This is a genomic window from Ruegeria sp. BB10, from assembly GCF_056535725.1.
This window is the reverse complement of sequence record NZ_JBQFIW010000001.1, coordinates 1,122,922-1,146,124: the sequence shown is the minus strand read 5'-3', so window position 1 is coordinate 1,146,124 and position 23,203 is coordinate 1,122,922. Positions and strand designations below refer to the sequence as shown.

Here is a 23,203-nt window from a genome sequence, read left to right as displayed (position 1 = left end):
CCAGATGATCAGATTGTTAACGGTTCTTGCAAGTGTGACAATGCTGTGGGCCGGTAACGTGCTGGCTGCGTGCCAGGTGGATCGTGTCGGGCTGCGGAACGACAAAACTCAAGTCAGTTTCAACGTCGAGCTTGCAATCAGTCCACAGGATAGGGCGCGTGGATTGATGTTTCGCGAGTCGCTGCCGCAGCGGTCTGGAATGCTGTTCGTGTTCGATCCGCCGCAGCCAGTCGCCTTTTGGATGAGAAACACGCTGATTCCCTTGGATATCATTTTTCTGGATCGCACAGGAGCTGTTGTACATGTGCATGAGAACGCGATTCCCGGGGATGAATCACTGATCGAAGGCGGAGATTCGGTGTATGCAGTCCTGGAAATCAACGCTGGATTGGCGGCGCGTTACCTGATCACCCCAGGAACACAGATGCAGCACGAAATTTTTTCGCAAGGTCCTGCAATTTGGCCCTGTTAGGGCTTTTCAAATCAGAATGGCAACGTTAGGAAGGCGCACGGTCCGGGGCGTGGCGCAGTCTGGTAGCGCACCTGTTTTGGGTACAGGGGGTCGTAGGTTCGAATCCTGCCGCCCCGACCACTTCTTCCTCTTATGTTAGTGAACCACCCATCTTCTGGAACAGCGCGCCCAACGCTTGATCCAGTGCTTTGCTCTCTACGGGAACCTTGACGGCCGGGCCCTGTTTTTGCGGCACATTAAAGTACAATTCGGCGTCCACGCGATAACCGGTAGTGTTCTTGGTCGACGTCATGCGCATGACGCTTTTGGGCAGGTCTTGCGGGTAGCCATCATAATTGAGAATCAGAAACGCGGTGGTGTCCGGGGGAAGAAACTCCTGGCACTCAAAAACCCGATTCCCCACTTTCTCGAACTTTTCTCCTGGCCCAGCGCATTGAGTCTCAAAGGTGTCAAACAGCCGTTCGGGATATGTTTCAAACTGCGCGCTACGGGTCGGAGGGGGCATATCTTGTGGTGCGCAGGCCACGATAAGGGCCATTGCGGGCAGAAATCGAAACGCGGTCATCCCCTTTGACACTCTCGACTTTCTATTCTGCACGTTATGCCTCCTGTCTGACCGCGCGACCGGTGGTGTTGTGATTCTCATTCAGCCTATCCACCTTACAACGGGATTATCAAATGCCGATAACTCTGCTGAAAAAAACAGTTAATTCTGCTGCGCAATTTTCAAGTGCAGTGCTTTATCCCGTGGATGAACCTGTGGAGGAATCGGAATCCACCACCCGCGGACCCTTTGGAACCGTTTGGTCAACAGAAAAGATTTCAAAAATGAATGAAAATGGCGTTGACGATCTATGGCCGAATACGCCAAGTTGTATGGGCCGAAAGACATGCCACTAAATCTGGTAGCATAACCAGGGTAAGGCATAGGGCGAGGGTCGGAAAGCACATCTATTAAACGTGCAACCGTATAAGCGGTTTCGCGCTGTTAAAGACAGCGACCGGTCATTTGCGCCCAATTTTCAGGCATGGCGTGCGGATCGCTGAAATGCATCTGACGCGAACGGACAAGTTGATTGAATCTAGGGCTGCGGACATGAAGATTGACAGGAAATTCACCAAATCGGGGCAAGATGCATACGCAGAACTGGATTTTGTCTCTGCGACATCTGAGATACGGAACCCGGACGGCACCATTGTTTTCCGACTGGATGAAATCGAGATCCCCGCAAAGTGGAGCCAGGTCGCCAGTGATGTCATCGCTCAGAAGTACTTTCGTAAGGCTGGCGTTCCGTCGGCTCTGAAAAAGGTCAAGGAAAAGGACGTTCCCGAATTTCTGTGGCGCTCAGTTCCTGCAGAAGGTGCTGAATTCGGTGGCGAAACCTCGTCCAAGCAGGTGTTCGACCGCTTGGCGGGCGCTTGGGCGTATTGGGGTTGGAAGGGCGGCTATTTCTCGACCGAGGAGGATGCGCGCGCTTACTTTGACGAGATGCGTTATATGCTGGCGACTCAGCGCGCCGCGCCGAACAGCCCGCAGTGGTTCAACACAGGTCTGCACTGGGCCTACGGAATCGATGGCCCCGCGCAGGGTCACCACTATGTCGATTACAAGACCGGCAAGCTGACCAAATCGAAATCCGCATACGAGCATCCGCAGCCGCACGCGTGCTTCATCCAGTCCGTCGATGATGATTTGGTGAACGAAGGCGGCATCATGGATCTTTGGGTGCGCGAGGCGCGCCTGTTCAAATACGGCTCGGGTACCGGGACCAACTTCAGCCATCTGCGTGCAGAAGGCGAGGCGCTGTCGGGTGGCGGCAAATCCTCGGGCCTCATGGGCTTTCTCAAGATCGGCGACCGCGCCGCTGGCGCGATCAAATCAGGCGGAACAACCCGTCGAGCAGCAAAGATGGTAATCGTCGATGCTGATCACCCTGACATCGAAAAATTCATCGAATGGAAGGTGATCGAAGAGCAGAAGGTGGCCTCGATCGTTGCCGGATCGAAGATGCACGAGAAGATGCTGAACGGCATTTTCGAGGCCATCCGCAGCTGGGACGGCGCTCAGGACGACGCGTATGATCCCAACAAGAATGACAGCCTGAAGAAAGCGGTTCGCGAAGCCAAAAAGGTTGCGATCCCAGAAACTTACATCAAGCGCGTTCTGGATTACGCCAAGCAGGGCCATGACGGTATTGAGTTCCCAACCTATGATACGGATTGGGATTCGGAAGCCTATAGCTCGGTGTCGGGCCAAAACTCGAACAACTCGATCCGTGTGACCAACGCATTCCTGACCGCCGTCGAGAAAGACGCGGATTGGGAATTGATCAACCGCACCGATGGCAAAGTCTCGAAGACCGTCAAGGCGCGGGATCTGTGGGAAAAGGTTGGCCACGCCGCATGGGCTTGCGCCGATCCCGGCATTCAGTTCCATGACACAGTTAACGAATGGCATACATGCCCGGCGGACGGAGAGATTCGCGGCTCGAACCCTTGCTCGGAATACATGTTCCTCGATGACACGGCTTGTAACCTGGCGTCGATGAACCTGCTGACCTTCCTCAAGGATGGTGAATTCCAGGCGGCGGACTATATGCACGCTTCGCGTCTGTGGACACTGACGCTGGAAATCTCGGTGACTATGGCGCAGTTCCCGTCGAAGGAAATCGCGCAATTGTCCTATGACTTCCGTACCTTGGGTCTGGGATATGCCAATATCGGCGGCCTGCTGATGAATATGGGCTACAGTTACGACTCGGATGAGGGGCGCTCGATCTGTGGCGCGCTGACCGCGATCATGACCGGTGTCGCCTATGCGACCTCGGCCGAGATTGCAGGCGAGCTTGGACCTTTCAAGGGGTATGAGCGCAACGCTGAACACATGCTGCGCGTCATCCGCAACCACCGTCGTGCATCGCAAGGCGTGACCGATGGTTATGAAAAACTGGCCGTAAAGCCGGTGCCACTGGACCATGGTAACTGCCCGGACAAGCGTCTGATCGATCTGGCCATGTCCGCTTGGGATGAGGCGCTGAGCCTCGGTGAGAAGAACGGCTACCGGAACGCGCAGGCCACCGTGATTGCGCCCACCGGCACCATCGGTCTGGTGATGGATTGCGACACCACTGGGATCGAGCCTGACTTTGCGCTGGTAAAGTTCAAGAAGCTGGCCGGTGGCGGTTACTTCAAGATCATCAACCGTTCGGTGCCTTCCGCTCTGGAAAAGCTGGGCTATTCCTCGTCGCAGATCGAAGAAATCGTCGGTTATGCGGTTGGTCACGGCACTATCGGCAACGCGCCGGGGATTAACCACACCTCGCTGACCGGTCACGGTTTTGGCCCAAATGAGCTGGCCAAGGTGGACGCCGCGCTGGAAAGCGCCTTTGATATCCGGTTCGTGTTCAATCAGTGGACACTGGGCGAGGATTTCTGCACCGGAGTTCTGGGCATCCCGGCGACCAAGCTGAATGACCCGACTTTCGACCTGCTGCGCCATCTGGGCTTTACCAAGGCGGATATCGACGCGGCGAACGATCATGTCTGCGGAACCATGACGCTGGAAGGCGCGCCGCATCTGAAGGAAGAACACTATTCGATCTTTGACTGCGCCAACCCGTGCGGCAAGAAAGGCAAGCGTTTCCTTGGGGTTGATAGCCACATCACCATGATGGCGGCGGCGCAGAGCTTTATCTCGGGTGCGATCTCGAAGACGATCAACATGCCAAATGACGCGACCATCGAGGACTGCCAGAAGGCATACGAACTGTCATGGTCACTGGGTGTGAAGGCGAACGCGCTGTATCGTGATGGTTCGAAACTGTCGCAGCCTCTGGCGGCGGCGCTCGTCGAGGATGACGATGAAGCCGCTGAAGTGCTTGAAAGCGGATCGGCGCAGGAGAAAGCCGTCGTTCTGGCCGAAAAAGTGATCGAGAAGGTTGTGGTCAAGGAAATCATCCGCAGCCACCGCGAGAAACTGCCACATCGCCGCAAGGGCTATACCCAGAAAGCGATCGTGGGCGGCCACAAGGTCTATCTGCGAACCGGTGAGTTCGAAGACGGCAAGTTGGGCGAGATCTTCATCGATATGCACAAGGAAGGCGCTGGCTTCCGGGCGATGATGAACAACTTTGCCATCGCTGTCTCGGTTGGCTTGCAATATGGCGTACCGCTGGAAGAGTTCGTCGATGCGTTTACCTTCACCAAGTTCGAACCGGCGGGGATGGTACAGGGCAACGACTCGATCAAGAATGCGACCTCGATCCTGGATTACATCTTCCGCGAATTGGCCGTGTCTTATCTGGACCGTACCGATCTGGCCCATGTGAAACCCGAAGGTGCAACCTTCGATGATCTGGGTCGGGGCGAAGAAGAGGGTGTCTCAAACGTCTCTGAAATCAGTGAAAGTGCAGCGACTAAATCTTTGGAAGTGCTGAAACAAATCAGCTCAACCGGGTATCTTCGCAAGCGTCTGCCGCAGGATCTTGTCGTCTTTAACGGCGGTCAGGCCGAGGTGAACGGCATGGCGGAAACCGCCGCATCGTTCGAGGCTCCGGTCGCGGAAACAGCGGTTGCCACAGGCATGGATGCTCGCACCAAAGCCAAGATGCAGGGCTACGAAGGAGACCCGTGCGGCGAATGTGGAAACTATACGCTGGTGCGCAACGGCACCTGCATGAAATGCAACACCTGCGGCGGGACCAGCGGGTGTAGCTAAGGCAAACGCCCCGCCACGCGGGGTGTAGGGACCTGAATTTCCCCTCGGATATTCGGTCCCGACGAATACGGGGCAAGGCATAGCCTGAGACTTACCACTAGGCGTCTTGCTCCACTCGGTCGACATGCCCGTGTCGGCCGGGAACAGGGTGGGGCGGAATATTTGCTCTTTCCCACTCTTTCACGGGGCGGGTGCGCTCGTCCCATGCGCAGTCCAGGCCGCAGGCAAAAAAACACCGGGCGGTCAACGAAATGAGCCTGGAAGGCGAAACTGACAGGGGGCTTCGGCCCCCTTTCTTTTTTCAACCGTGAATGGGAAATTAGGCAGGGTTCTGCCGGATTGTGCATTCCTCATCGGGCAAGACCCGCCGAGACGTGATGGGGGAATTTTGCCCAGCGGCTCGCCGCAGACGCGACTCGGAAAAACACGCAAAGATTGGCGCGAAAGTGGCTTAGTCCCGCAATGCGGGTGACAGCAGCCCGGCGTGCGGTGTTTGTAGGGCTTGTCCGGACGCAAACATGCAAAAAACTCAATCAGGAGGCATCACAATGAAACCGCAAACTCTGGCCGCTATTTCCGCCCTTGCCCTTGGACTGCCGACGCTGGCCGTCGCACAATCCTCGGCAGATACAAATGGAGACGGCGTTTTGACCATCGAAGAAGTGCAGGCGGTTCTGCCTGAAGTGGACACGGATGGTTTCTCGGCAATGGATGCCAACGGCGACGGCGCGCTGGATGAGGCCGAGATTGCCGTGGCACAGGAAGCAGGATTGCTGCCGCCAACCGACGGCTAACACATCAAAGAAAGCGGCCAGAGGATTTCTGGCCGCTTTTCAGTATCTTATTGGGGAAGGTGAATATTGAATCTGGTCCGAAGTTCAGCATCCAGAAGTGGATCAAAACGCGCCGGGGACGGCATCGACAAGATCTCTTCCTTCCGCTTGATCGCCTTTTCGATCAGATCGGGTTTGCCAAGCTCGGCCCATTCCTTGGGTGAGGTGCGGTCACCGAAAACGGGATATACATAGTCCGCCTGCATCCGGCTGAGCGTGGCATCGGTGCCCAGATAGTGACCCGGCCCGCCAATGCAGACCTCGGCGATTTGGTCCAAGGCCAAGGTTTCGTCAGTCACTTCGATCCCGCGTACGCAGCGCTGTGCCTGACCGATCAGGTCGTCACTGAGGATCAGGCTCTCATGGCAAAAGCCCAGCAACGATGCATGCATGCCCGCCGCTTCGTATACCATGTTCAAACCTGACAGGCCCGCCATGACGTTGGAGCACATCTGCTCCCACCCGGCCTGCATGTCGGGCAGCTTCGAGTCCGATGCTCCAGCCGCAGCACCACCCGGCAGGTCATAAAACCGATGCATTTGCGCGCAGCCGGCCGTTAACAGGGCCTGTTCGCCCGAACCGATGGACATCGCACCTGTGCGCAGGTCCAAACCAAATGGCCAGGTGCCAAAAACTGCCGGTGCGCCGGGGCTTACGGCATTTACGTAAACCAGTCCGGCCAGACATTCCGCAGTGGCCTGCGTGATTGCTCCGGCGATGGTTGAAGGCGCGGTCGCGCCTGCCATGCCAGCAGACAACAGCAGAACCGGCATCCCGGCCTTGATGCACTCTTCCATCACTTCGCAACTTTCGGTCGCGAATTTCATCGGGGGTACGACAAAACAGTTCGAATTCGACACGAAGGGCCGCTCACGAAACTTGTCCTCGCCGCCGGCGATCATGTGGAGCATTTCCACCGCAGGGGCAACGTGGCTGGGTTCGGTAAAGGACGTACCGATATGTTTGAAGCTGCCTGAACAGGCGGCGTAGATCGTGTTCAGGTCCATTTCCAGATTGTCCGAGATGTCGCGGCAAACCATGGGGCGCTGAACAAAATGGATGTTTTCTAGCTGTTCGCAAATGCGCGCAGCATCGTGCAGGTCCTGAACGGTCGAGTCGCGGTATTCCCGCCCGCGTACATCCACCATGCTGACGGCAGCACCGGCGGTGCCGTAGTGAACCTTAGTGCCCGACAACTCTAGGTCGGTCTTTCCATCGCGGCTGTACAGAGTGACCGAGCGGTTGGCCTTGGCAATCGTGTCTTCCACCAACGCGTGCGGGAACCGGATGCGGCCATCGTCACCCAGGATGCATCCGGCGCCGACCAGGTAGTCGATGCCGCTTGGCGGGGCATCCGCCAGACCAATGGTTTCCAATGCGGTCAAGGCGGCTTCGTGTATGCGCTCGATTTGGGCTTGGGTCAGCACATTGAGAGTGCCGCCTTCCATACCTGCACGGACAGGGCGCAAATGTTCGGGCAGGGCAGTTGCACGGGCAGCACGACGCGCGGCGCGACCGCCGGTGCGGGATGAGGTGCGGGTTTGATCGTTCATGGTTCGGATTCCGATGGGTAATTGGCTGTCAGAAGGGTTGATCTAAGCCTCTGACGGCCGCCCACGTGCCGCACGACCACGATCCGCACCAATGGTGCGGCTGACCAGTCGAATCTTCCAAACGTCGTTTTGCATGCAGGTCCTCACCTATTGACCTGAAGTTTCCCGATGTACCTGATCACAATCTGTTCTGTTTGCGACCTGAGCGCCTAAAAGCGAAGTATTCATGAAGATGTCACACTCTTCTTTTGTCTGCTCAAGTTTTTTTCTTTGGCACCTGAAAATCTGTTATAGTTCCTTCACTTATTTAAGAGTGGTTCGTGATCTCAATTGAAATTTAATGATCATGTACCAAGTTTTTGAGTTAACATGACTTAACCGAACGTCTCTGCGGCGAAAGGTTTTTAGGAGAGATTAATGAAAGCCCTTAAGGCCCTCAGTCTCACAACATTGGTGTCCCTCGCGACCCCGGTATTGGCTGAGGATTGGACCGGGGCTTATGCAGGTTTTAGCTTTGGATATGCAGATGCCGATGGCCCGAATGGCTCCAGCGGCGATGATCTGACCTTCGCGCCACATATTGGCTATGACCGCGACTTCGGGAATTTTGTTTTGGGCGGCGAGCTTGAATACAATAGCCTGTCTTTGGACTTGGGGCAGGGCGAGGGTTCCCTGGACAGCATGACCCGCCTGAAGCTGCGCGGCGGCTATGATTTTGGCCCGGCTTTGGGCTATGTCGTGATCGGTGCGTCCCGGGTCGATAGCTCAGTCGATAACGATACCGCTGCTGTGTATGGAATTGGCGTGGCCTATCCCATCGGCGACCGCTTTGTCATCAGCGGCGAGGCGTTGCGGCAGGAGTTCGACGATGTCACCCGATCAGATGGCACCCTGGATTCGAATGTCTTTAACCTGCGAACCTCATTCCGGTTCTGACACCCGTTAACTGGCCGCGGCGTGACGACCGGCTATTTCCGTCGCAAATTCGCAAATCGTCGACAAAGCGGACCCGAACCGTTCGTCATCAATGGTCATGGCCACGCGGATATGGCCCGCAGCGGCGGACCCAAAACTCTCACCCGGCATCACGGCAATGGCGTGCGTATCCAGCAGCGCGTTGGCGAATGCTTCTCCGCTGAGACCCGTGGCGCGGATATCCAGCATCAGGTACATGGCCCCCTGCGCTGGAACCAACCCGACAGTGTTCTGTGCGCTCAGAATACCGACGGCGAGTGCGCGCCGCCTGCGGAACGGCGCAGCGATTTGATCTTCCAGCACGTTACCTGCGTTCAGGGCGAAACTAGCAGCGTCCTGAATAAACCCGGGAACCCCATAGGTCGTATGCGTAGCGAGGTTGATCAGATGCGCGATTACATCCTCTGGCCCAACAATCCATCCACAACGCGAACCCGTCATGGCGTGCGACTTGGACATCGACCCAACCACCAGCGTACGTTCGGTCATACCCGGCAGAGTGCGCGGCGAAATATGTGAGCCTTCCCAAACCTGTGTATCATAAACCTCATCCGAAATCAGCCAAAGATCCCGCTTGCGACAGACCTTGGCGATCCCTTCAAGCGTTTGACGGGAATAGACGACCCCTGTGGGGTTGTTTGGTGTGTTGATCAGCAGGGACACAGCGCCATCCGCGACCGCGTCAATCTGCTCGGCACGCGGTTGAAATGCGTCTTCGGCGGTTGTCTGAATCGCCCGCGCTTCCGCTCCGACACCGCGGATCGTCCCGGGATAGGTGGCGTAATATGGATCCAGATACAGACCAACATCGCCCGGATCGCAGACCGCAACATGGGCAGCAAACAAGGCGGATTGCCCACCAGGCGTGATCAAAACATTGTTTCTGGTAGTGGGAACTCCGGTGCGCGCCTGCAGCCGGGCGGCCACGGTATCGCGCAGCAAATCCGTGCCGGGCACCATCGCGTATCCGGTGTGGCCTTGCCGTGCCGAAAGGTCCATGGCTTCCAGAATCGATGGGTCGGTTCGGACGTCATGTTCACCAATGGTCAGTTCGACTACAGCATAGCCGTCACTGATCATTCGACGGGCACGATAGAACACGTCCCAACCGTCACTGCCGCCGCCGGTCAGATGAGTAATACGCTGCGACAATTTCATGACCCGCCTCCGTCTGGTGTTCTGCGCCGAAAGGGCCAGAGCCGTTGCAGAATGTCAATCGGCGAAACAGATGGTTGGAACTCAAGGCTTGGCGAAAGGCGGTCGCCGTGATACTGGGACAATATGAACCCGATGACCTGCATCATTATTTGCTGCATTACCTGCTGATACTTCAAGCGGGCCGGTTTCTTTCGTTTTCATCCCTGAGACAAGTTGCTAAGCCCGCGTTAACGCGACCAGCCATGCTGTCTTTAGGAGCCGACCGATGACGACGATCAAACTGCACAACACCCGGACGCGGACGAAAGAGGATTTCGTGCCGATCAGTGCCGACAATGTGCGGATGTATGTCTGTGGGCCCACAGTTTACGACCGCGCCCATCTGGGCAACGCACGGCCTGTAGTGGTGTTCGATGTGCTCTACCGATTGTTGCGACACACCTTTGGTGCGGATCACGTGACTTATGTGCGCAATTTCACGGACGTGGATGACAAGATCAACGCGACCGCGCTGGCACGGCAACAGGCGGGGGCTGAAGGCACGTTGGAGCAGCTGGTTCAGGAACGCTCGAATGAGACCATCGGTTGGTATCTGCACGATATGGGCGCGCTTGGGGCGCTAGAGCCCAATGAGATGCCGCGCGCTACGCAATACATTGCGCAGATGATCGCGATGATCGAAGACCTGATCGCTAAGGGCCACGCATACGCAGCAGAGGGGCACGTTCTGTTCGCTGTGGACAGTTGGAAAGAACATTACGGTGCTTTGTCGGGCCGGTCCGTCGACGACATGATCGCGGGCGCTCGGGTTGAGGTTGCGCCTTACAAGAAAAACCCGATGGATTTTGTGCTGTGGAAGCCCTCGACCGAAGAATTGCCAGGGTGGGATTCCCCTTGGGGCAGGGGGCGTCCGGGCTGGCACATCGAATGCTCTGCCATGAGCTATGAGCTGTTGGGCGAGAGTTTTGACATCCACGGCGGCGGTAACGACCTGATGTTCCCGCATCATGAGAATGAGATCGCGCAGAGCAAATGCGCCCATCCGCATGGCGAGTTCGCGCGGGTCTGGCTGCATAATGAGATGCTGCAGGTGGAAGGCAAGAAGATGTCCAAATCCCTGGGCAATTTCTTCACCGTGCATGATCTGCTGGAACAGGGCGTGCCGGGTGAGGTGATCCGCTTTGTCTTCCTGCAAACCCACTATCGTAAGCCGATGGATTGGACTGAGAAGAAGGCGCGTGAAGCCGAGGCGACGCTGCGCAAGTGGCGGGCGCTGACGTCGGGCATCGAGCCCGCCGCCAGCGCGGCACCTGCAGTTATCGCAGCGCTTAGTGACGACCTGAACACTGCGGGTGCTTTGGCTGAACTCCACCGTCTGGCTGCGGATGGAGATGCCTTTGGTTTGTTGGCCAGCGCACAATTGCTTGGTCTCTTGACCCCCGAGATGGGGGCGTGGGCGGATACCACATCGACGGATTTGTCGGCACATGCGGACCGGTTGGCAGATGCGCGGGCTGTTGCGATGGAAAGCAAGGACTTCTCGGAAGTGGACCGTCTCAAAGCCGCTTATCTGGCTGCTGGGCTTGAGGTTCGTATGAGCAAGGATGGTGTCGAACTGGTGCCCGGTGCTGGGTTCGACGCAGCCAAGCTGGAGGGGGTGTGATGACCAAAGACCGCCTCTACCTCTACGACACCACCCTGCGAGACGGGCAACAGACGCAGGGCGTGCAGTTTTCGACCTCTGAGAAGGTGCAGATCGCACAGGCGTTGGACGCGCTTGGTGTCGACTATATCGAAGGCGGCTGGCCGGGCGCGAATCCGACTGACAGCGCGTTTTTCGATGTTGCGCCCAAGACTTCGGCCCGTTTGACCGCATTTGGCATGACTAAGCGGTCGGGCCGGTCTGCTGAAAATGACGATGTTCTGGCCGCGGTGATGAATGCAAACACGCAGGCGGTGTGTCTGGTGGGCAAGTCGCATGATTACCACGTGACCCACGCGCTGGGAATTTCGCTGGAAGAAAATGTCGAGAACGTCCGCGCCTCCGTCGCGCATATCGTGGCACAGGGTCGTGAGGCTCTGTTTGACGCCGAGCATTTCTTTGACGGGTACAAGGACAACCCCGGCTATGCGGTTCAGGTGTGTCAGGCGGCCTTGGACGCCGGTGCGCGCTGGGTTGTGCTGTGCGACACCAATGGCGGCGCACTGCCCGCCGAGGTGACGCGGATCGTGACCGAAGTGATTGCCGCCGGATTGCCCGGTGACCGCTTGGGCATTCACACCCACAACGATACCGAAAACGCTGTGGCTTGCTCTCTGGCCGCTGTCGATGCGGGCGCGCGGCAGATACAAGGCACGCTGAACGGGTTGGGTGAGCGATGCGGTAATGCGAATCTGACCGCTCTGATCCCGACTTTGCTGTTGAAGGAGCCCTATGCGTCGAGTTTCGATATTGGTGTTAGTGAGCAAGCTCTGGCCGGTTTGACGCGGGTCAGTCGGATGCTGGACGATATCCTGAACCGGGTGCCCAGCAAGCAATCGGCCTATGTCGGCGCCTCGGCCTTTGCGCATAAGGCAGGGCTGCATGCCAGCGCGATCCTCAAGGACCCATCGACTTATGAACATGTCGATCCGGCCTCTGTCGGGAATGCGCGGATCATTCCGATGTCGAACCAGGCGGGGCAGTCGAACCTGCGCAAACGCCTGACCGAGGCCGGTCTGTCCGTCGAAATGGACAACCCGGCGCTGGGGCGCATTCTGGATCGGATCAAGCAGCGCGAGGCTGAGGGGTATTCCTATGACACCGCGCAGGCCAGTTTTGAGCTGCTGGCACGTGATGAGTTGGGGCAGCTGCCCGAGTTCTTTGAGGTCAAGCGCTATAAGGTGACCGTTGAGCGGCGCAAGAACAAGTACAACAAGATGGTCAGCCTATCCGAAGCCGTCGTTGTTGTGAAAGTCGACGGGGAAAAGAAACTGTCGGTTAGCGAGTCTTTGGACGAGGACGGCAGTGACCGGGGGCCGGTGAACGCGCTGGCCAAAGCGCTGGCCAAGGATCTGGGGCAGTATTCGCAGATTTTGTCCGACATGCGTCTGGTCGACTTCAAGGTACGCATCACGCAGGGCGGCACCGAGGCGGTGACCCGCGTGATAATCGACAGCGAAGACGGGCAGGGGCGGCGTTGGTCGACCGTGGGCGTAAGCGCGAACATAGTCGATGCCTCGTTCGAGGCGCTGTTGGACGCGATACAGTGGAAACTGGTGCGCGATTGCGGGTCACAGACGGCGGTGGCCGAGTGAGCGTAGATTTTGATGATGACGTTAAGGCCTGCGCAGCATTGGTGCATCGCGCCGATCCTGATCGGTTTATGGCGGTCATGGCGGCACCCGTTGCGGTACGACCTAAACTGTTCCCGCTCTATGCGCTGAATGTCGAGGTTGCTCGGGCCCCTTGGGTCACGCAAGAGACAATGATCGCTGAGATGCGCCTGCAATGGTGGCGCGATGCGCTGCAAGAGATTGCCGAAGGTAAGGCGGTGCGTCGGCATGAGGTTGTGACGCCTCTGTCGCAGGTCCTGTCGCCCGATCTGGCGGCCACGTTGGATGAGTATGTGGCCGTAAGGCGTTGGGATATTTACCGTGATCCGTTTGAGGACGAAGCGCATTTCGACACCTATATTAACCATAGCGCCGGATCCTTGATGGTCGCAGCTGCGCAGGTTCTGGGTGAAGCGGACGAATCTGTGCTGCGCGATTTCGGCTATGGCGTAGGGGTGGCGAACTGGTTTCGGGCGATCCCCGATCTTGAGGCGCGTGGTCGTATTCCTTTGCTTGACCGCACGTCTGATGGTGTTCGGTCACTGGCGCAAAAGGCCTTGGACAAACTTCAGCGCGCACGGTCAAACAGTGCAGGTGTTTCAGCAGATGCCCGCCCCGCGCTTTTTGCGGGATGGCAGGCAGAATGGGTTTTGCGGCGTGTCGTAACTCGCCCAGAGCGCGTCGCCGTCGGGGACCTCGCACAGGGTGAAATTCGCCGCAGAGCGTCCTTAATGTGGTCCGTTGCCAGCGGGCGCTGGTAGGCGTCAGACCGTTTCCGGCTCAGAGGGTTTCAGAACCAACCACAGCAGCGCACCACCTGCCAGCGTCAACAGTGGGATCATGGCCAGGTTCACGGCGGTCCAGCCTTCGACTGGTGACCCACCCGAGCAGTTCATCAACCCACCCGAAGCGAGCGACGCAAGTGTCACGCCCCCAAACACCAGCAGGTCGTTCAGCCCCTGCATCCGCCCACGTTCGTTCACGTCGTGCGACGCAGCCAGCATCGTCGTGGCGCCGATAAAGCCAAAGTTCCAGCCAATGCCCAGCAGGATCAGCGCGATAAAGAAATTGCCTAACTCGACGCCTTGCAAAGCAACCACACCCGCACCGGCCAGAATGGCGAGACCGAGGGCTACGATTTTTTCGACCCCGAACCGCGCGATCAACTGGCCCGTGAAAAAGCTGGGCACATACATCGCCAGAACATGGCTAGTGACGACATCAGCGGCATCGTTGGCGCTGTAACCGCAACCCACAACCGCAAGCGGGGTCGAGGTCATGACAAGATTCATCAAAGCGTAGGAAACCATCGCACAAATGATCGCCACGGCGATGCGTGGGGTTTTAAGCATTTCAAGCCGGGATCGTCCTTTGGGCGCGTCTTCCTTTGGCTTTTCGGGCGTCGGGATATCGAGGAAGAAAAACAGCACTGACCCAAAGACATTCATCGCGATGACAGCCAGATAGGTGCCAAAAAACGGAATCACATATGCGGTCGAGGTCAGTTTGACGATCTGCGGACCGATGATCGCCGCTGCAAGACCGCCTGCCATGACATATGAAATCGCTTTGGGCCGAAACGCGTCAGACGCCGTATCAGCGGCTGCAAAGCGGTAAAATCCATGCGCGCTCATGTAAATGCCGGTTAGCAGGCTTCCCAGCAGGAAGACCGGGAACGATCCCAGAAACAACCCATACGCGCCGACCGCCCCGCCGCAAGCCCCCGCAGTCGCACCAACCAGAAACCCGGCGCGCCGTCCCCAGCGCTGCATGATCGCCGAGATCGGCGTGGCAGCCAGCATTGACCCCAGCACGATGAGCGAAATCGGTAGGGTGGCCAGACACGCGTTTGTAGCCAAAGAATCCCCAGCTAGCCCTCCTACAATGAAGAGCATCGGCATCTGCGCGCCCAGTACAGCTTGCGCTGCCACCAACACGGCGACATTGCGCTTGGCCAGACTGTTGCCAAGGGTTGTGGTGGTCAATGTCATGCGCCAATGCGTATCTTTGAAAAGCCAGTCTTACAAGCGGGTTGCATCTGCGACAAAGCAACCTACCGTGAGCGAAATATCAATTCCCAGAGGGCCCATGTCTGTCGGACGTATCATTGAATCACCTGACTGTGTTGCAGAAGGCGCCGAATGGTTGGCCGGTGAATGCCCGCGCATGGCCTGGGCGATGGATCAGACCGGACCTTTACCCCTGCGCCGCCGCCCGGACGGGTTTGCTCAGCTACTCAGCGCCATTGTTAGTCAGCAGGTCAGTGTCGCCTCGGCCAATGCAATCTGGAAGCGGTTGCGCGATGCCAAACTGACCGGACCGCGCAAGATAATGTGGGCGACAGATGATGAACTGAGGGCGGTCGGGTTAAGCCGACAAAAGATACGCTACGCCCGCGCATTGGCCGAAGCGCGCATTGATTACAAGACTTTACGAGATGCTTCTAATGCAGATGTCATTGCCACTTTGACCGAAGTGCCGGGCATTGGCGTTTGGACTGCTGAGATCTACGCCATGTTCTCTTTGGGCCGCGCCGATGTGATCGCGCCGGGTGATCTGGCGCTGCAAGAGGCCGCGCGCATCCTCTATGACCTGCCCAAACGCCCGACGGATAAGGAACTGCGTCAGATGGCCGAAGCCTGGTCGCCCTGGCGATCGGTTGCGGCGCGCGTGTTGTGGGCCTATTACCGGGTGGCCAAAGAACGAGAAGGGATCAGATGACACGGGTTTTGAATGCGCTCCGAAAAGAGCCGGTTTCGGGCGACACACGCTCGGTCGTTGTGTTCGTGCACGGCTATGGGGCCAATGGGGCCGACCTGCTGGGCTTGGCCGATCCTTTAGGCGAACACTTGCCCGACACGCTTTTTGTCGCCCCTGATGCGCCCGAGCAGATCCCCGGGATGCCAAATGGGTTTCAGTGGTTTCCGATCCCATGGATTGACGGGTCGTCCGAAGAAGAGGCCCGACGCGGCATGGAAATGGCGGTTGAGGATTTCAACGCCTTCCTCGATGCGCTGATGGTGGACGAGGATGTTTTGCCGGAACAGGTTGTATTGTTCGGGTTTTCCCAGGGCACGATGATGAGCCTGCACGTCGCACCGCGTCGCGAGGATCCGGTTGCCGGCATCGTTGCCTTTTCGGGACGGTTGCTAGAGCCCGATCTGCTGCCCGACGAGACGGTCAGCCGGATGCCGATTCTGCTGGTTCATGGTGACGTCGATGATGTGGTGCCGCCGCAATCCTTGCCCGCCGCCGCTGAAGCGCTGCAAGAGGCGGGGTTCAAAGAGGTTTACGCTCATGTGATGAAGGGAACCGGCCACGGAATTGCGCCGGACGGCCTGAGTGTCGCGCTGGCCTTCATGCGCGACAAACTGAGCCTGTAGGGATGATCGCGGTCCGCCCCATGATGCCAGAAGATGTGGCCACAGCTTGCCGCATCCTCAATGAGATCATCGAAATCGGGGGCAGCACCGCGTTTGAAATTCCGTTCTCTGACGCGTTGTTCGTTCAAAGCTACCTGCAGGGCGCTGACAAAATCTGCACCCACGTCGCCTTGGACGATCAAGGAGAGGTGGCTGGCTTTCAGTGGCTGGGAATGCAAAACACGTTGCCACAGGATTGCGCCGATATCGCGACCTTCACCAGACGCCATCCTGCGCTGAAAGGGGCAGGCCGGGCCTTGTTCGCGGAAACTTCGAAATTCGCGGCGGCAATGGGGTTTACAGCGATTAATGCAACCATCCGCGCCGATAATGGGATGGGTCTTGGCTACTACGACAAGATGGGGTTTCGAGACTACTCGGTCGCCTATGGCGTGCCACGGCAGGATGGCACGCCGGTTGATAGAATATCTAAAAGGTTTGATCTATCGGCGGGCGCGGCACTCTGAGGGGTCAGCCCCACAAATGCCCTTCGGCAAATTCAACCGAATTGCCTGACGGATCGCGCACGTAAAGAGAGCGTGCGCCGTTTGGCCAGTCAAACTCGGCATCTAAGGGGATATTCCAATCCAGCAGATGTTTGCGCATCGTGTCGATCTCCGCGCGTGTCAGGATCAGACAAACGTGGCCAGGCCCGTGCGCGCCATGGGGGGGGACGGGCAAGTCGGGATTACTCGGCGGTTTCTCGGTTTCTTCCGCGTTGAACAACAACAAGACCGAACTGCCGATCCGGAAGAATACGTGTCGATCCGTCACGCGCTGGATTTTCTCCAACGCCAGAATCTCTCCATAAAACCGTTCGGCAGCATCCAAGTCGTCGACATAGAGAGCGGCCTCAAGAATGCCGGTTGGTACTGGAATGTCGGGTGTGACTTTCATGCTGTAAGCCTATCACAACATGCAGTTTTTGTCACCGGCGTGGACGACGGTCGCGTTTACGTTGCGGGGCAGAGTTTAATGTTGGCGTCGGTAGGCTGTCCCATTGGCCTGGCTCAAGCCCCTCTAGCGACCAATCGCCGATCCGGGCGCGGATCAGGCGCAGGGTCGGGTGACCGACGGCAGCTGTCATCCGCCGCACCTGCCGATTGCGGCCCTCGCGGATGGTCAGTTCGATCCAGCAATCGGGCACCGTCTGGCGCACTCTGATCGGCGGATTGCGGGGCCACAGCCCTGGCGGTTCATCCATCAACCGGGCTTTGGCAGGGCGGGTCAGGCCGTCTTTCAGTTCAACCCCGTCTCGCAGGGCTTTCAAGGTAGCGTCATCCGGCAGACCTTCGACCTGAACCCAATAGGTTTTGGCCATCTTGTGTTTTGGGTCCGATATTTGCGCTTGCAGTCGCCCATTGTCGGTCAGCAGCATCAAGCCTTCGCTGTCCCGATCCAGCCGCCCGGCCGGGTAAACGCCAGGCAGATCGATATAGTCTGACAGAGTGCTGCGGGGCGAACCTGCGTTGGCGCGGTCGGTAAATTGCGGCAGCACATCGAAAGGTTTGTTGAAGCGAATGAACCAGGACATGACAAACGCCATAGCTCGCAGGTCAGTGAGGCGCAACCTGTGGATAACTGTTACGCAGGTGTTACAGATTCGGATTAACCAATCCCCGAGATATTGTGGAAACTCAGGGCTTGTCAGAGATTTAACACGATATATAGTTAAGTTAAGGCCGGGGCGGGTGTTCCCCGCTCTGATGTCAAAAACGGGCAGAGCAGAGCGAGGAGCGATTCTGAGATGGATGGAGACTTCAGGACCGAATTTGTCAGGGAACCCGGTGCGCTCAGGCATCATCCGGCATTGGTTTTGAACGCCGATTATCGCCCCTTATCCTATTACCCGTTATCCCTGTGGCCATGGCAAGAGGCGATCAAGGCTGCTTGGCTGGACAGGGTGGACATAGTGGCTGAATACGACGAAGTCGTCCGAAGCCCCAGTACCGAGATACGAATACCTTCGGTCGTTGTCCTGAAAGATTATGTAAAACCTAGAAAGCGCGTGGCCTTCACGCGCTTTAATTTATTTTTGAGGGACGAATTCCGCTGTCAGTATTGTGGCAGCCGGGGTGATCTGACGTTTGACCATGTGGTACCGCGTGCGGCAGGGGGCGTCACAAGCTGGCAGAATGTCGTGGCGGCCTGCAGCCCGTGCAACCTAAAAAAAGGGTCTAAGTCACTGCGACAGGCGGGGATGACGTTGCGCAAGCCTCCGCGCCAACCGGAATCAGAGGCGTTGCGCAATATTGGGCGCAAGTTCCCGCCGAACCACCTGCATGACAGCTGGATCGACTTTCTCTATTGGGATGCGGAACTGGACGAACTTTAACGAGCGCGCCAGGCTGCGATCCAGACCAGCACCAACACGCCGGACAGGACAGCGTTCCAACCTGCCATCGACAAGCCTAACATCTGCCAGGGGATATCATCGCAACGCACCAGCGGGGCGGACATGATCTGTTCCATCAGATCTTCTGTCGACAGGCCGCCGATATCACCGGATGTGCAGCTAGACGGGCCTTCCCACCATTTCTGCTCGACCCCCGCGTGAAACACGCCGATTGCGGCCGTGGTTAGGGCCGCAAGCGCGCCCAACAATGGCAACAGCGTTGCCCGTGGCAGGGCCAAAGCCATTGCTCCGATTAGAACGGCGGCGCCATGCGGATAGCGTTGCCAGATACACATTTTGCAAGGCGCCAAGCCGCCGAGGTACTGAAACCCCCAAGCCCCAAGCAGAAGTGCCGCAGACCCTGCCGTAGCGATCAGGATCAGAGTGTTTTTGCGAGTCATAGGTATTTCACCACGAAAAATCCGCCGAACAGTAGGATGACGAACAGAGTGAACATAAGGCCCAGCCGCTTCTCGATGAAGGCCCGGATTGGTTCTCCAAAGCCCCAAAGCAGACCAGCGACCATAAAGAACCGCAAGGCGCGCGCCAGGATAGAGGTGGCGATGAAGGTGCCCAGCGGCATACCAGTCCAGCCGGACATGATGGTAATAACCTTATAGGGGAAGGGGGTGACCCCAGCCGCAAGCACGGCCCAAAAGCCGAAATCGTTGAAGCGGGTGTTGAACTCTTCCATGGCGTGGGCTTTGCCCATCGACTCGAGAATCGGTTGGCCGAGACTTTCATAAAAGAACGCGCCAATGGCATAGCCCAGCAAGCCCCCCAACACCGAAAAGACCAGTGCGACCGATGCAATCAGCCAAGCCCGCGACGGGCGGGCCAGAATCATGGGAATCATCAAAACATCAGGTGGGATCGGAAAGACCGAACTTTCGATAAAAGCCACGAAGGCCAACGCCCACAATGCATGCGGATGTTCTGCCAGACGAATGGTCCAGTCATAAAGCGATCGCAACATAAGATGCTAAAATCCTGTTCTAACGTAGCGCAAGCCAAACCACGCGCCCGGCAAGGCGTCAAGCATCACCGCGAATACAAACTGGATTTTGGTTGCTTTTTGCCTCTGGACCTTCCCGGTTATGGGCGCTAATCCAATGGTCGTGGCCCAAGTGGCGGAATGGTAGACGCAGGGGATTCAAAATCCCCCGGTAGTGATACCGTGCCGGTTCGAGTCCGGCCTTGGGTACCAAAGTAAAAACAGAGGGTTAGGGAAACCTGCTCTCTGTTTTTTCTTTTTCGGCATTGCGTTTGCACATACTGCCAAATCACATCTTTTCGTTTTGGTGACGTTTTGCCTGAGTCTCAGAGTCGGCGGATTTGGATGCCTTGGGAAAGCCTGTGAAGATCAACCAGATCAGGAATCCGATATATGCGAAAACGACAACATTCAGCATGGTATCAACAAACTGTCCGCTCATGTCCGGTCCTCTCGCGATAGGCTTTTGAACAGGCAGATCACGAGGATCGGTACGATAAAGACGAACGCCATGGCCGAAAGTGCGATGATTGATCTGACCACGGAAATGTCGCCCACCAGAATCATCGCCAGCCCCAGTGCCCCCAAAATAATGCCCCAGATTGTGCGGATGCGGGGCGACGGGTTCTCGTCACCTCCGGTGCCGATCATTGCTAGTGTGAAACCTGCGCTTACGACGCTGGTTACAACGAACAGGAACGCGGCCAAAACAGTGGCGATTTGCGTCACACCGCCCAGTGGGAACTTTGCAAGCAGGGCAAAGGTCGTCGCGTCCAGATTCTCGGCGTTAACGGCGGACAGGGTGCCGTCCTGACGCAGAGTGTCGTAGAAACCCAGCCCACCGAAAATGCCGAACCACAAGATCGAGAACAGGGTGGGGGCAACGATGACACCAACCAGAAACTCTCGGATCGTGCGCCCGCGTGAGATTCGTGCGATGAAAATGCCCACAAAAGGCGACCAGGCCAACCACCAGATCATATAGTTCAGCGTCCAGCCGTGGAACCAGTCGACAATGATGTCGTCGAAGAATTCAGCCGTGGAAAACCCTGCCGGAAGAACGCCGAATACGTAGCGTCCGAAACCCGATACGATGCCGTCCATCATGAACGATGTGGGGCCGAGGATCAGCAGATAGACCATCATTCCAACCGCAATCAGCATCGCGATATTGGACAGCAGAGACATCCCTTCGCCAAGGTCGCGGCGCAGCGGAATGATATAAGCCACGCAAAGCAAGGCAAAAACGGGCAGGGTTAGCACGCCAGGTGAATCAATCCCGATCAGACCAGCCAGGCCGGTTTGAATCTGGAATACGCCCATCGCCAGCGAACCGGCCAAGCCCACGGCTATCGCAACAATCGAGAGCAGATCAAAAACCCATCCCAGAGATTTGGTCCAGCGGGCCTCACCCAATGTATCGGCTACAGGGGCGCTCAGCAGTAGTGTGCGCCCTCGACGATAGGCAAAATAGGCGATGACCAGACCGACGATCGCGTAGATGGCCCAAGCGTGAAATCCCCAGTTCAGATAGGTGATGAACAAGGCATAACCGGCGGCCATGGGATCGGGGTTGTATTGGCGAAGAACCTCGAAATGGGTCAGGGGTTCGGCCGCGCCATAAAACAACAGACCAACGCCCATGCCAGCTGCGAACAGCATGGCGATCCAGGCAGGCGTTGAAAACTCAGGCTCGGCCCCGTCGGGCCCAAGGCGAATGTCGCCAAATCGGGACAAGGCCAGATACAGCGTGACAAACAGCAGGCCGCTGACCTCAAGCATGATGAACCAGCCACGGCTGTTGAACTGCGTGGCCACTGCTGCGGATGCAAGCCGCCCCAGCCCTTGCGGGTCGACTATACCCCAGGCCGCAATCGCTGCGCTGATGGTCAGAGCGATGACAAGCAACGGGCTGGGGGACGCGGGCTTCATTTTAAATGGCCTTTCCTGGCAGTTGCAGAACAAATTCCTTTCCAGCCCTGCGCTTACAGGTGTCTGTGAATGTCGGTTTGACACTAGAGATCACCGAACCGAGTTTCAAAAGAATTGTTCCTGACCACCCAAAAGACCTGTGAGATGGGCATTCTGGGGGGAAAGTTCTGAAAAAGCCCTCAGATATGCGGCGTGGGCGTGTCAGGCCGAGTACGGGGGTTGACAAGTTGAGTATCTGAATGAAACGTCGAAGGTGTTGGGAGATTTTGGAAATTCAGTCGCTTGTGCCTGTTGCAAGACAGGTGCAGTTGGCGTACCGGCAGGTCCCGGATGGGACCGCTAACAGTCTCCCATCCACCAAAAGAATTGGGAGTTCACGAAAATGAAAAACAGCAGCAAGCTTAGCCTCGGCGCGGTCGTCACCGCGGCCCTTATGGCTCCGGCCGCGTATGCAGAGGAATTCATCACAATCGGCACCGGTGGTGTGACCGGTGTGTATTATCCGACAGGCGGCGCGATTTGTCGTCTGGTTAACAAAGGCCGCAAAGAGCACGGCGTGCGTTGCTCGGTCGAATCGACCGGTGGTTCGGTTTACAACATCAACACCATCCGCGAAGGCGAGCTGGAGTTTGGTGTGGCGCAGTCCGACTGGCAGTACCACGCCTTTAACGGCACCTCGAAGTTCGAAGAGGCTGGTCCCTTCGAAGGTCTACGCGCCGTCTTCTCGGTACACCCTGAGCCGTTCACCGTTGTTGCCCGTGCCGATTCCGGCATCACGAACTTTGAAGACATGAAGGGCAAGCGCGTCAACATCGGCAACCCCGGTTCCGGTCAGCGCGGCACCATGGAGGTCCTGCTGGGCGAAATGGGTTGGACCACCGACGATTTCGAACTGGCGACCGAGCTGAAGGCGGCTGAACAGTCTGCTGCTCTGTGCGACAACCAGATCGACGCGATGGTTTACACCGTTGGCCACCCCTCGGGTTCGATCCAGGAAGCCACCACCGCGTGTGATTCCGTGCTGGTGAATGTCAGCGGCGACGCCGTGGACAAGCTGGTTGGCGACAACTCGTTCTACCGCACCGCAACCATCCCCGGTGGCATGTATCGCGGTTCCGACGGTGACACCGCAACCTTTGGTGTTGGCGCGACTTTCGTGACCTCGGCAGACGTGTCGGAAGACGCGGTATATGCAGTTGTCAGCTCGGTCTTTGAAAACTTCGACGACTTCAAAAAGCTGCACCCGGCATTTGCAAACCTCAAGCCCGAAGAGATGATCGCGGACGGCCTGTCGGCTCCGCTGCATCCGGGTGCCGAGAAGTACTACAAAGAAAAAGGCTGGATTCAGTAAACCAGACCTGACGCAGGGTGCCCACGGGCGCCCTGCAACCTAAAGCCCGCAAAATAACGGGTGGTTCAAAAGGCCAAAACGGCCAC

23 protein-coding genes and 2 tRNA genes are annotated in these 23,203 nt (G+C 57.4%); 15 read left to right on the top strand and 10 right to left on the bottom strand.

Annotation, left to right across the window (positions count from 1 at the left end):
* Nucleotides 1–40 precede the first annotated feature (40 nt).
* Nucleotides 41–472: a DUF192 domain-containing protein gene (locus tag ACR3EP_RS05725; protein WP_254437329.1), complete on the top strand. Its 432-nt coding sequence runs from the start codon at nt 41–43 to the stop codon at nt 470–472.
* Between the two features lie 43 nt (nt 473–515).
* Nucleotides 516–592, top strand: a tRNA-Pro gene (locus tag ACR3EP_RS05720).
* A gap of 10 nt (nt 593–602) precedes the next feature.
* Here ACR3EP_RS05720 and ACR3EP_RS05715 read toward each other — a convergent pair.
* A complete protein-coding gene (locus tag ACR3EP_RS05715; RefSeq protein WP_480636756.1) occupies nt 603–1,010 on the bottom strand; it encodes a hypothetical protein in 408 nt (135 codons plus the stop codon).
* Between the two features lie 140 nt (nt 1,011–1,150).
* Between ACR3EP_RS05715 and ACR3EP_RS05710 the strand changes: the two genes are divergently transcribed.
* The 3 genes from ACR3EP_RS05710 to ACR3EP_RS05700 all read left to right on the top strand — a co-directional run bounded on the left by ACR3EP_RS05710 (nt 1,151) and on the right by ACR3EP_RS05700 (nt 5,983).
* Entirely contained in the window at nt 1,151–1,372 is a 222-nt protein-coding gene (locus ACR3EP_RS05710) for a hypothetical protein (RefSeq protein ID WP_480636755.1), read from the top strand.
* 196 nt (nt 1,373–1,568) lie between these two features.
* Nucleotides 1,569–5,189, top strand: a complete 3,621-nt coding sequence (locus ACR3EP_RS05705; protein WP_480636753.1) for a vitamin B12-dependent ribonucleotide reductase — start codon at nt 1,569–1,571, stop codon at nt 5,187–5,189.
* Nucleotides 5,190–5,737: 548 nt separating this feature from the next.
* Nucleotides 5,738–5,983 (top strand): EF-hand domain-containing protein, encoded by a 246-nt coding sequence (locus ACR3EP_RS05700; RefSeq protein WP_170358611.1) that lies wholly within the window; start codon nt 5,738–5,740, stop codon nt 5,981–5,983.
* Nucleotides 5,984–6,030: 47 nt separating this feature from the next.
* On the opposite strand, the gene ACR3EP_RS05695 is transcribed toward ACR3EP_RS05700, so the two are convergent.
* Entirely contained in the window at nt 6,031–7,575 is a 1,545-nt protein-coding gene (locus ACR3EP_RS05695; RefSeq protein WP_480636751.1) for a trimethylamine methyltransferase family protein, read from the bottom strand.
* 417 nt (nt 7,576–7,992) lie between these two features.
* Between ACR3EP_RS05695 and ACR3EP_RS05690 the strand changes: the two genes are divergently transcribed.
* Nucleotides 7,993–8,511 carry an outer membrane protein gene (locus tag ACR3EP_RS05690; protein WP_226688405.1) on the top strand — a complete coding sequence of 173 codons (519 nt, stop codon included), beginning with the start codon at nt 7,993–7,995 and terminating at the stop codon, nt 8,509–8,511.
* A 6-nt stretch (nt 8,512–8,517) separates the two neighbouring features.
* Here the strand turns inward: ACR3EP_RS05690 and ACR3EP_RS05685 are convergent, their stop codons facing one another.
* A complete protein-coding gene (locus tag ACR3EP_RS05685; protein ID WP_170375465.1) occupies nt 8,518–9,708 on the bottom strand; it encodes a pyridoxal phosphate-dependent aminotransferase in 1,191 nt (396 codons plus the stop codon).
* Between the two features lie 265 nt (nt 9,709–9,973).
* Between ACR3EP_RS05685 and cysS the strand changes: the two genes are divergently transcribed.
* Genes cysS through ACR3EP_RS05670 form a run of 3 tightly spaced genes read left to right on the top strand, consistent with a single transcriptional unit; the run spans nt 9,974 to nt 13,784 of the window.
* Nucleotides 9,974–11,371: a cysteine--tRNA ligase gene (gene cysS / locus ACR3EP_RS05680; RefSeq protein WP_480636749.1), complete on the top strand. Its 1,398-nt coding sequence runs from the start codon at nt 9,974–9,976 to the stop codon at nt 11,369–11,371.
* Nucleotides 11,371–13,005: a citramalate synthase gene (gene cimA, locus ACR3EP_RS05675; RefSeq protein WP_480636747.1), complete on the top strand. Its 1,635-nt coding sequence runs from the start codon at nt 11,371–11,373 to the stop codon at nt 13,003–13,005. The genes cysS and cimA overlap by 1 nt, the downstream gene beginning before the upstream one ends.
* Nucleotides 13,002–13,784 carry a squalene/phytoene synthase family protein gene (locus ACR3EP_RS05670; protein WP_480636745.1) on the top strand — a complete coding sequence of 261 codons (783 nt, stop codon included), beginning with the start codon at nt 13,002–13,004 and terminating at the stop codon, nt 13,782–13,784. Before cimA ends, ACR3EP_RS05670 begins: the two co-directional genes overlap by 4 nt.
* Nucleotides 13,785–13,787: 3 nt before the next feature.
* Here ACR3EP_RS05670 and ACR3EP_RS05665 read toward each other — a convergent pair whose 3' ends face one another.
* The gene (locus tag ACR3EP_RS05665) at nt 13,788–15,014 is read right to left on the bottom strand and encodes an MFS transporter (protein WP_226688409.1); all 1,227 of its coding nucleotides are present in this window, start codon (nt 15,012–15,014) and stop codon (nt 13,788–13,790) included.
* Between the two features lie 97 nt (nt 15,015–15,111).
* On the opposite strand from ACR3EP_RS05665, the gene ACR3EP_RS05660 reads away from it, so the two are divergent.
* Genes ACR3EP_RS05660 through ACR3EP_RS05650 form a run of 3 tightly spaced genes read left to right on the top strand, consistent with a single transcriptional unit; the run spans nt 15,112 to nt 16,912 of the window.
* A complete protein-coding gene (locus tag ACR3EP_RS05660) occupies nt 15,112–15,744 on the top strand; it encodes a DNA-3-methyladenine glycosylase family protein (RefSeq protein WP_480636743.1) in 633 nt (210 codons plus the stop codon).
* Entirely contained in the window at nt 15,741–16,406 is a 666-nt protein-coding gene (locus ACR3EP_RS05655; RefSeq protein ID WP_170348805.1) for an alpha/beta hydrolase, read from the top strand. The genes ACR3EP_RS05660 and ACR3EP_RS05655 overlap by 4 nt, the downstream gene beginning before the upstream one ends.
* 2 nt (nt 16,407–16,408) lie before the next feature.
* A complete protein-coding gene (locus ACR3EP_RS05650) occupies nt 16,409–16,912 on the top strand; it encodes an N-acetyltransferase family protein (protein ID WP_480636741.1) in 504 nt (167 codons plus the stop codon).
* A 4-nt stretch (nt 16,913–16,916) separates the two neighbouring features.
* Here the strand turns inward: ACR3EP_RS05650 and ACR3EP_RS05645 are convergent, their stop codons facing one another.
* Both ACR3EP_RS05645 and ACR3EP_RS05640 read right to left on the bottom strand, forming a co-directional pair.
* Nucleotides 16,917–17,342 carry a VOC family protein gene (locus tag ACR3EP_RS05645; RefSeq protein WP_480636739.1) on the bottom strand — a complete coding sequence of 142 codons (426 nt, stop codon included), beginning with the start codon at nt 17,340–17,342 and terminating at the stop codon, nt 16,917–16,919.
* A 31-nt stretch (nt 17,343–17,373) separates the two neighbouring features.
* Nucleotides 17,374–17,979 carry a pseudouridine synthase gene (locus tag ACR3EP_RS05640; protein WP_480636737.1) on the bottom strand — a complete coding sequence of 202 codons (606 nt, stop codon included), beginning with the start codon at nt 17,977–17,979 and terminating at the stop codon, nt 17,374–17,376.
* A gap of 213 nt (nt 17,980–18,192) precedes the next feature.
* On the opposite strand from ACR3EP_RS05640, the gene ACR3EP_RS05635 reads away from it, so the two are divergent.
* The gene (locus tag ACR3EP_RS05635) at nt 18,193–18,780 is read left to right on the top strand and encodes an HNH endonuclease (RefSeq protein WP_170348801.1); all 588 of its coding nucleotides are present in this window, start codon (nt 18,193–18,195) and stop codon (nt 18,778–18,780) included.
* Here the strand turns inward: ACR3EP_RS05635 and ACR3EP_RS05630 are convergent.
* Complete coding sequence (locus tag ACR3EP_RS05630; protein WP_170348800.1) at nt 18,777–19,241, bottom strand: disulfide bond formation protein B; 465 nt, start codon at nt 19,239–19,241, stop codon at nt 18,777–18,779. The two genes, ACR3EP_RS05635 and ACR3EP_RS05630, sit on opposite strands and share 4 nt — an antisense overlap.
* Nucleotides 19,238–19,816 (bottom strand): YqaA family protein, encoded by a 579-nt coding sequence (locus tag ACR3EP_RS05625; RefSeq protein WP_170348799.1) that lies wholly within the window; start codon nt 19,814–19,816, stop codon nt 19,238–19,240. Before ACR3EP_RS05625 ends, ACR3EP_RS05630 begins: the two co-directional genes overlap by 4 nt.
* Nucleotides 19,817–19,961: 145 nt before the next feature.
* Here ACR3EP_RS05625 and ACR3EP_RS05620 point away from each other — a divergent pair.
* A tRNA-Leu gene (locus ACR3EP_RS05620) sits at nt 19,962–20,047 on the top strand.
* Nucleotides 20,048–20,123: 76 nt separating this feature from the next.
* On the opposite strand, the gene ACR3EP_RS05615 is transcribed toward ACR3EP_RS05620, so the two are convergent.
* Both ACR3EP_RS05615 and ACR3EP_RS05610 read right to left on the bottom strand, forming a co-directional pair.
* A complete protein-coding gene (locus ACR3EP_RS05615; RefSeq protein WP_480636735.1) occupies nt 20,124–20,276 on the bottom strand; it encodes a hypothetical protein in 153 nt (50 codons plus the stop codon).
* Nucleotides 20,273–21,766 carry a BCCT family transporter gene (locus ACR3EP_RS05610; RefSeq protein ID WP_480636734.1) on the bottom strand — a complete coding sequence of 498 codons (1,494 nt, stop codon included), beginning with the start codon at nt 21,764–21,766 and terminating at the stop codon, nt 20,273–20,275. The genes ACR3EP_RS05615 and ACR3EP_RS05610 overlap by 4 nt, the downstream gene beginning before the upstream one ends.
* 382 nt (nt 21,767–22,148) lie before the next feature.
* Here ACR3EP_RS05610 and ACR3EP_RS05605 point away from each other — a divergent pair, with 382 nt between their 5' ends.
* Entirely contained in the window at nt 22,149–23,117 is a 969-nt protein-coding gene (locus ACR3EP_RS05605; protein WP_170348796.1) for a TAXI family TRAP transporter solute-binding subunit, read from the top strand.
* Nucleotides 23,118–23,203 lie beyond the last annotated feature (86 nt).

Coding starts and splice junctions, on each gene's coding strand:
- ACR3EP_RS05725 (WP_254437329.1), top strand. CDS start 41: ATGCTGTGGGCCGGTAACGTGCTGGCTGCGTGCCAGGTGGATCGTGTC.
- ACR3EP_RS05715 (WP_480636756.1), bottom strand. CDS start 1,010: ATGGCCCTTATCGTGGCCTGCGCACCACAAGATATGCCCCCTCCGACC.
- ACR3EP_RS05710 (WP_480636755.1), top strand. CDS start 1,151: ATGCCGATAACTCTGCTGAAAAAAACAGTTAATTCTGCTGCGCAATTT.
- ACR3EP_RS05705 (WP_480636753.1), top strand. CDS start 1,569: ATGAAGATTGACAGGAAATTCACCAAATCGGGGCAAGATGCATACGCA.
- ACR3EP_RS05700 (WP_170358611.1), top strand. CDS start 5,738: ATGAAACCGCAAACTCTGGCCGCTATTTCCGCCCTTGCCCTTGGACTG.
- ACR3EP_RS05695 (WP_480636751.1), bottom strand. CDS start 7,575: ATGAACGATCAAACCCGCACCTCATCCCGCACCGGCGGTCGCGCCGCG.
- ACR3EP_RS05690 (WP_226688405.1), top strand. CDS start 7,993: ATGAAAGCCCTTAAGGCCCTCAGTCTCACAACATTGGTGTCCCTCGCG.
- ACR3EP_RS05685 (WP_170375465.1), bottom strand. CDS start 9,708: ATGAAATTGTCGCAGCGTATTACTCATCTGACCGGCGGCGGCAGTGAC.
- cysS (WP_480636749.1), top strand. CDS start 9,974: ATGACGACGATCAAACTGCACAACACCCGGACGCGGACGAAAGAGGAT.
- cimA (WP_480636747.1), top strand. CDS start 11,371: ATGACCAAAGACCGCCTCTACCTCTACGACACCACCCTGCGAGACGGG.
- ACR3EP_RS05665 (WP_226688409.1), bottom strand. CDS start 15,014: ATGACATTGACCACCACAACCCTTGGCAACAGTCTGGCCAAGCGCAAT.
- ACR3EP_RS05660 (WP_480636743.1), top strand. CDS start 15,112: ATGTCTGTCGGACGTATCATTGAATCACCTGACTGTGTTGCAGAAGGC.
- ACR3EP_RS05655 (WP_170348805.1), top strand. CDS start 15,741: ATGACACGGGTTTTGAATGCGCTCCGAAAAGAGCCGGTTTCGGGCGAC.
- ACR3EP_RS05650 (WP_480636741.1), top strand. CDS start 16,409: ATGATCGCGGTCCGCCCCATGATGCCAGAAGATGTGGCCACAGCTTGC.
- ACR3EP_RS05645 (WP_480636739.1), bottom strand. CDS start 17,342: ATGAAAGTCACACCCGACATTCCAGTACCAACCGGCATTCTTGAGGCC.
- ACR3EP_RS05640 (WP_480636737.1), bottom strand. CDS start 17,979: ATGTCCTGGTTCATTCGCTTCAACAAACCTTTCGATGTGCTGCCGCAA.
- ACR3EP_RS05635 (WP_170348801.1), top strand. CDS start 18,193: ATGGATGGAGACTTCAGGACCGAATTTGTCAGGGAACCCGGTGCGCTC.
- ACR3EP_RS05630 (WP_170348800.1), bottom strand. CDS start 19,241: ATGACTCGCAAAAACACTCTGATCCTGATCGCTACGGCAGGGTCTGCG.
- ACR3EP_RS05625 (WP_170348799.1), bottom strand. CDS start 19,816: ATGTTGCGATCGCTTTATGACTGGACCATTCGTCTGGCAGAACATCCG.
- ACR3EP_RS05615 (WP_480636735.1), bottom strand. CDS start 20,276: ATGAGCGGACAGTTTGTTGATACCATGCTGAATGTTGTCGTTTTCGCA.
- ACR3EP_RS05610 (WP_480636734.1), bottom strand. CDS start 21,766: ATGAAGCCCGCGTCCCCCAGCCCGTTGCTTGTCATCGCTCTGACCATC.
- ACR3EP_RS05605 (WP_170348796.1), top strand. CDS start 22,149: ATGAAAAACAGCAGCAAGCTTAGCCTCGGCGCGGTCGTCACCGCGGCC.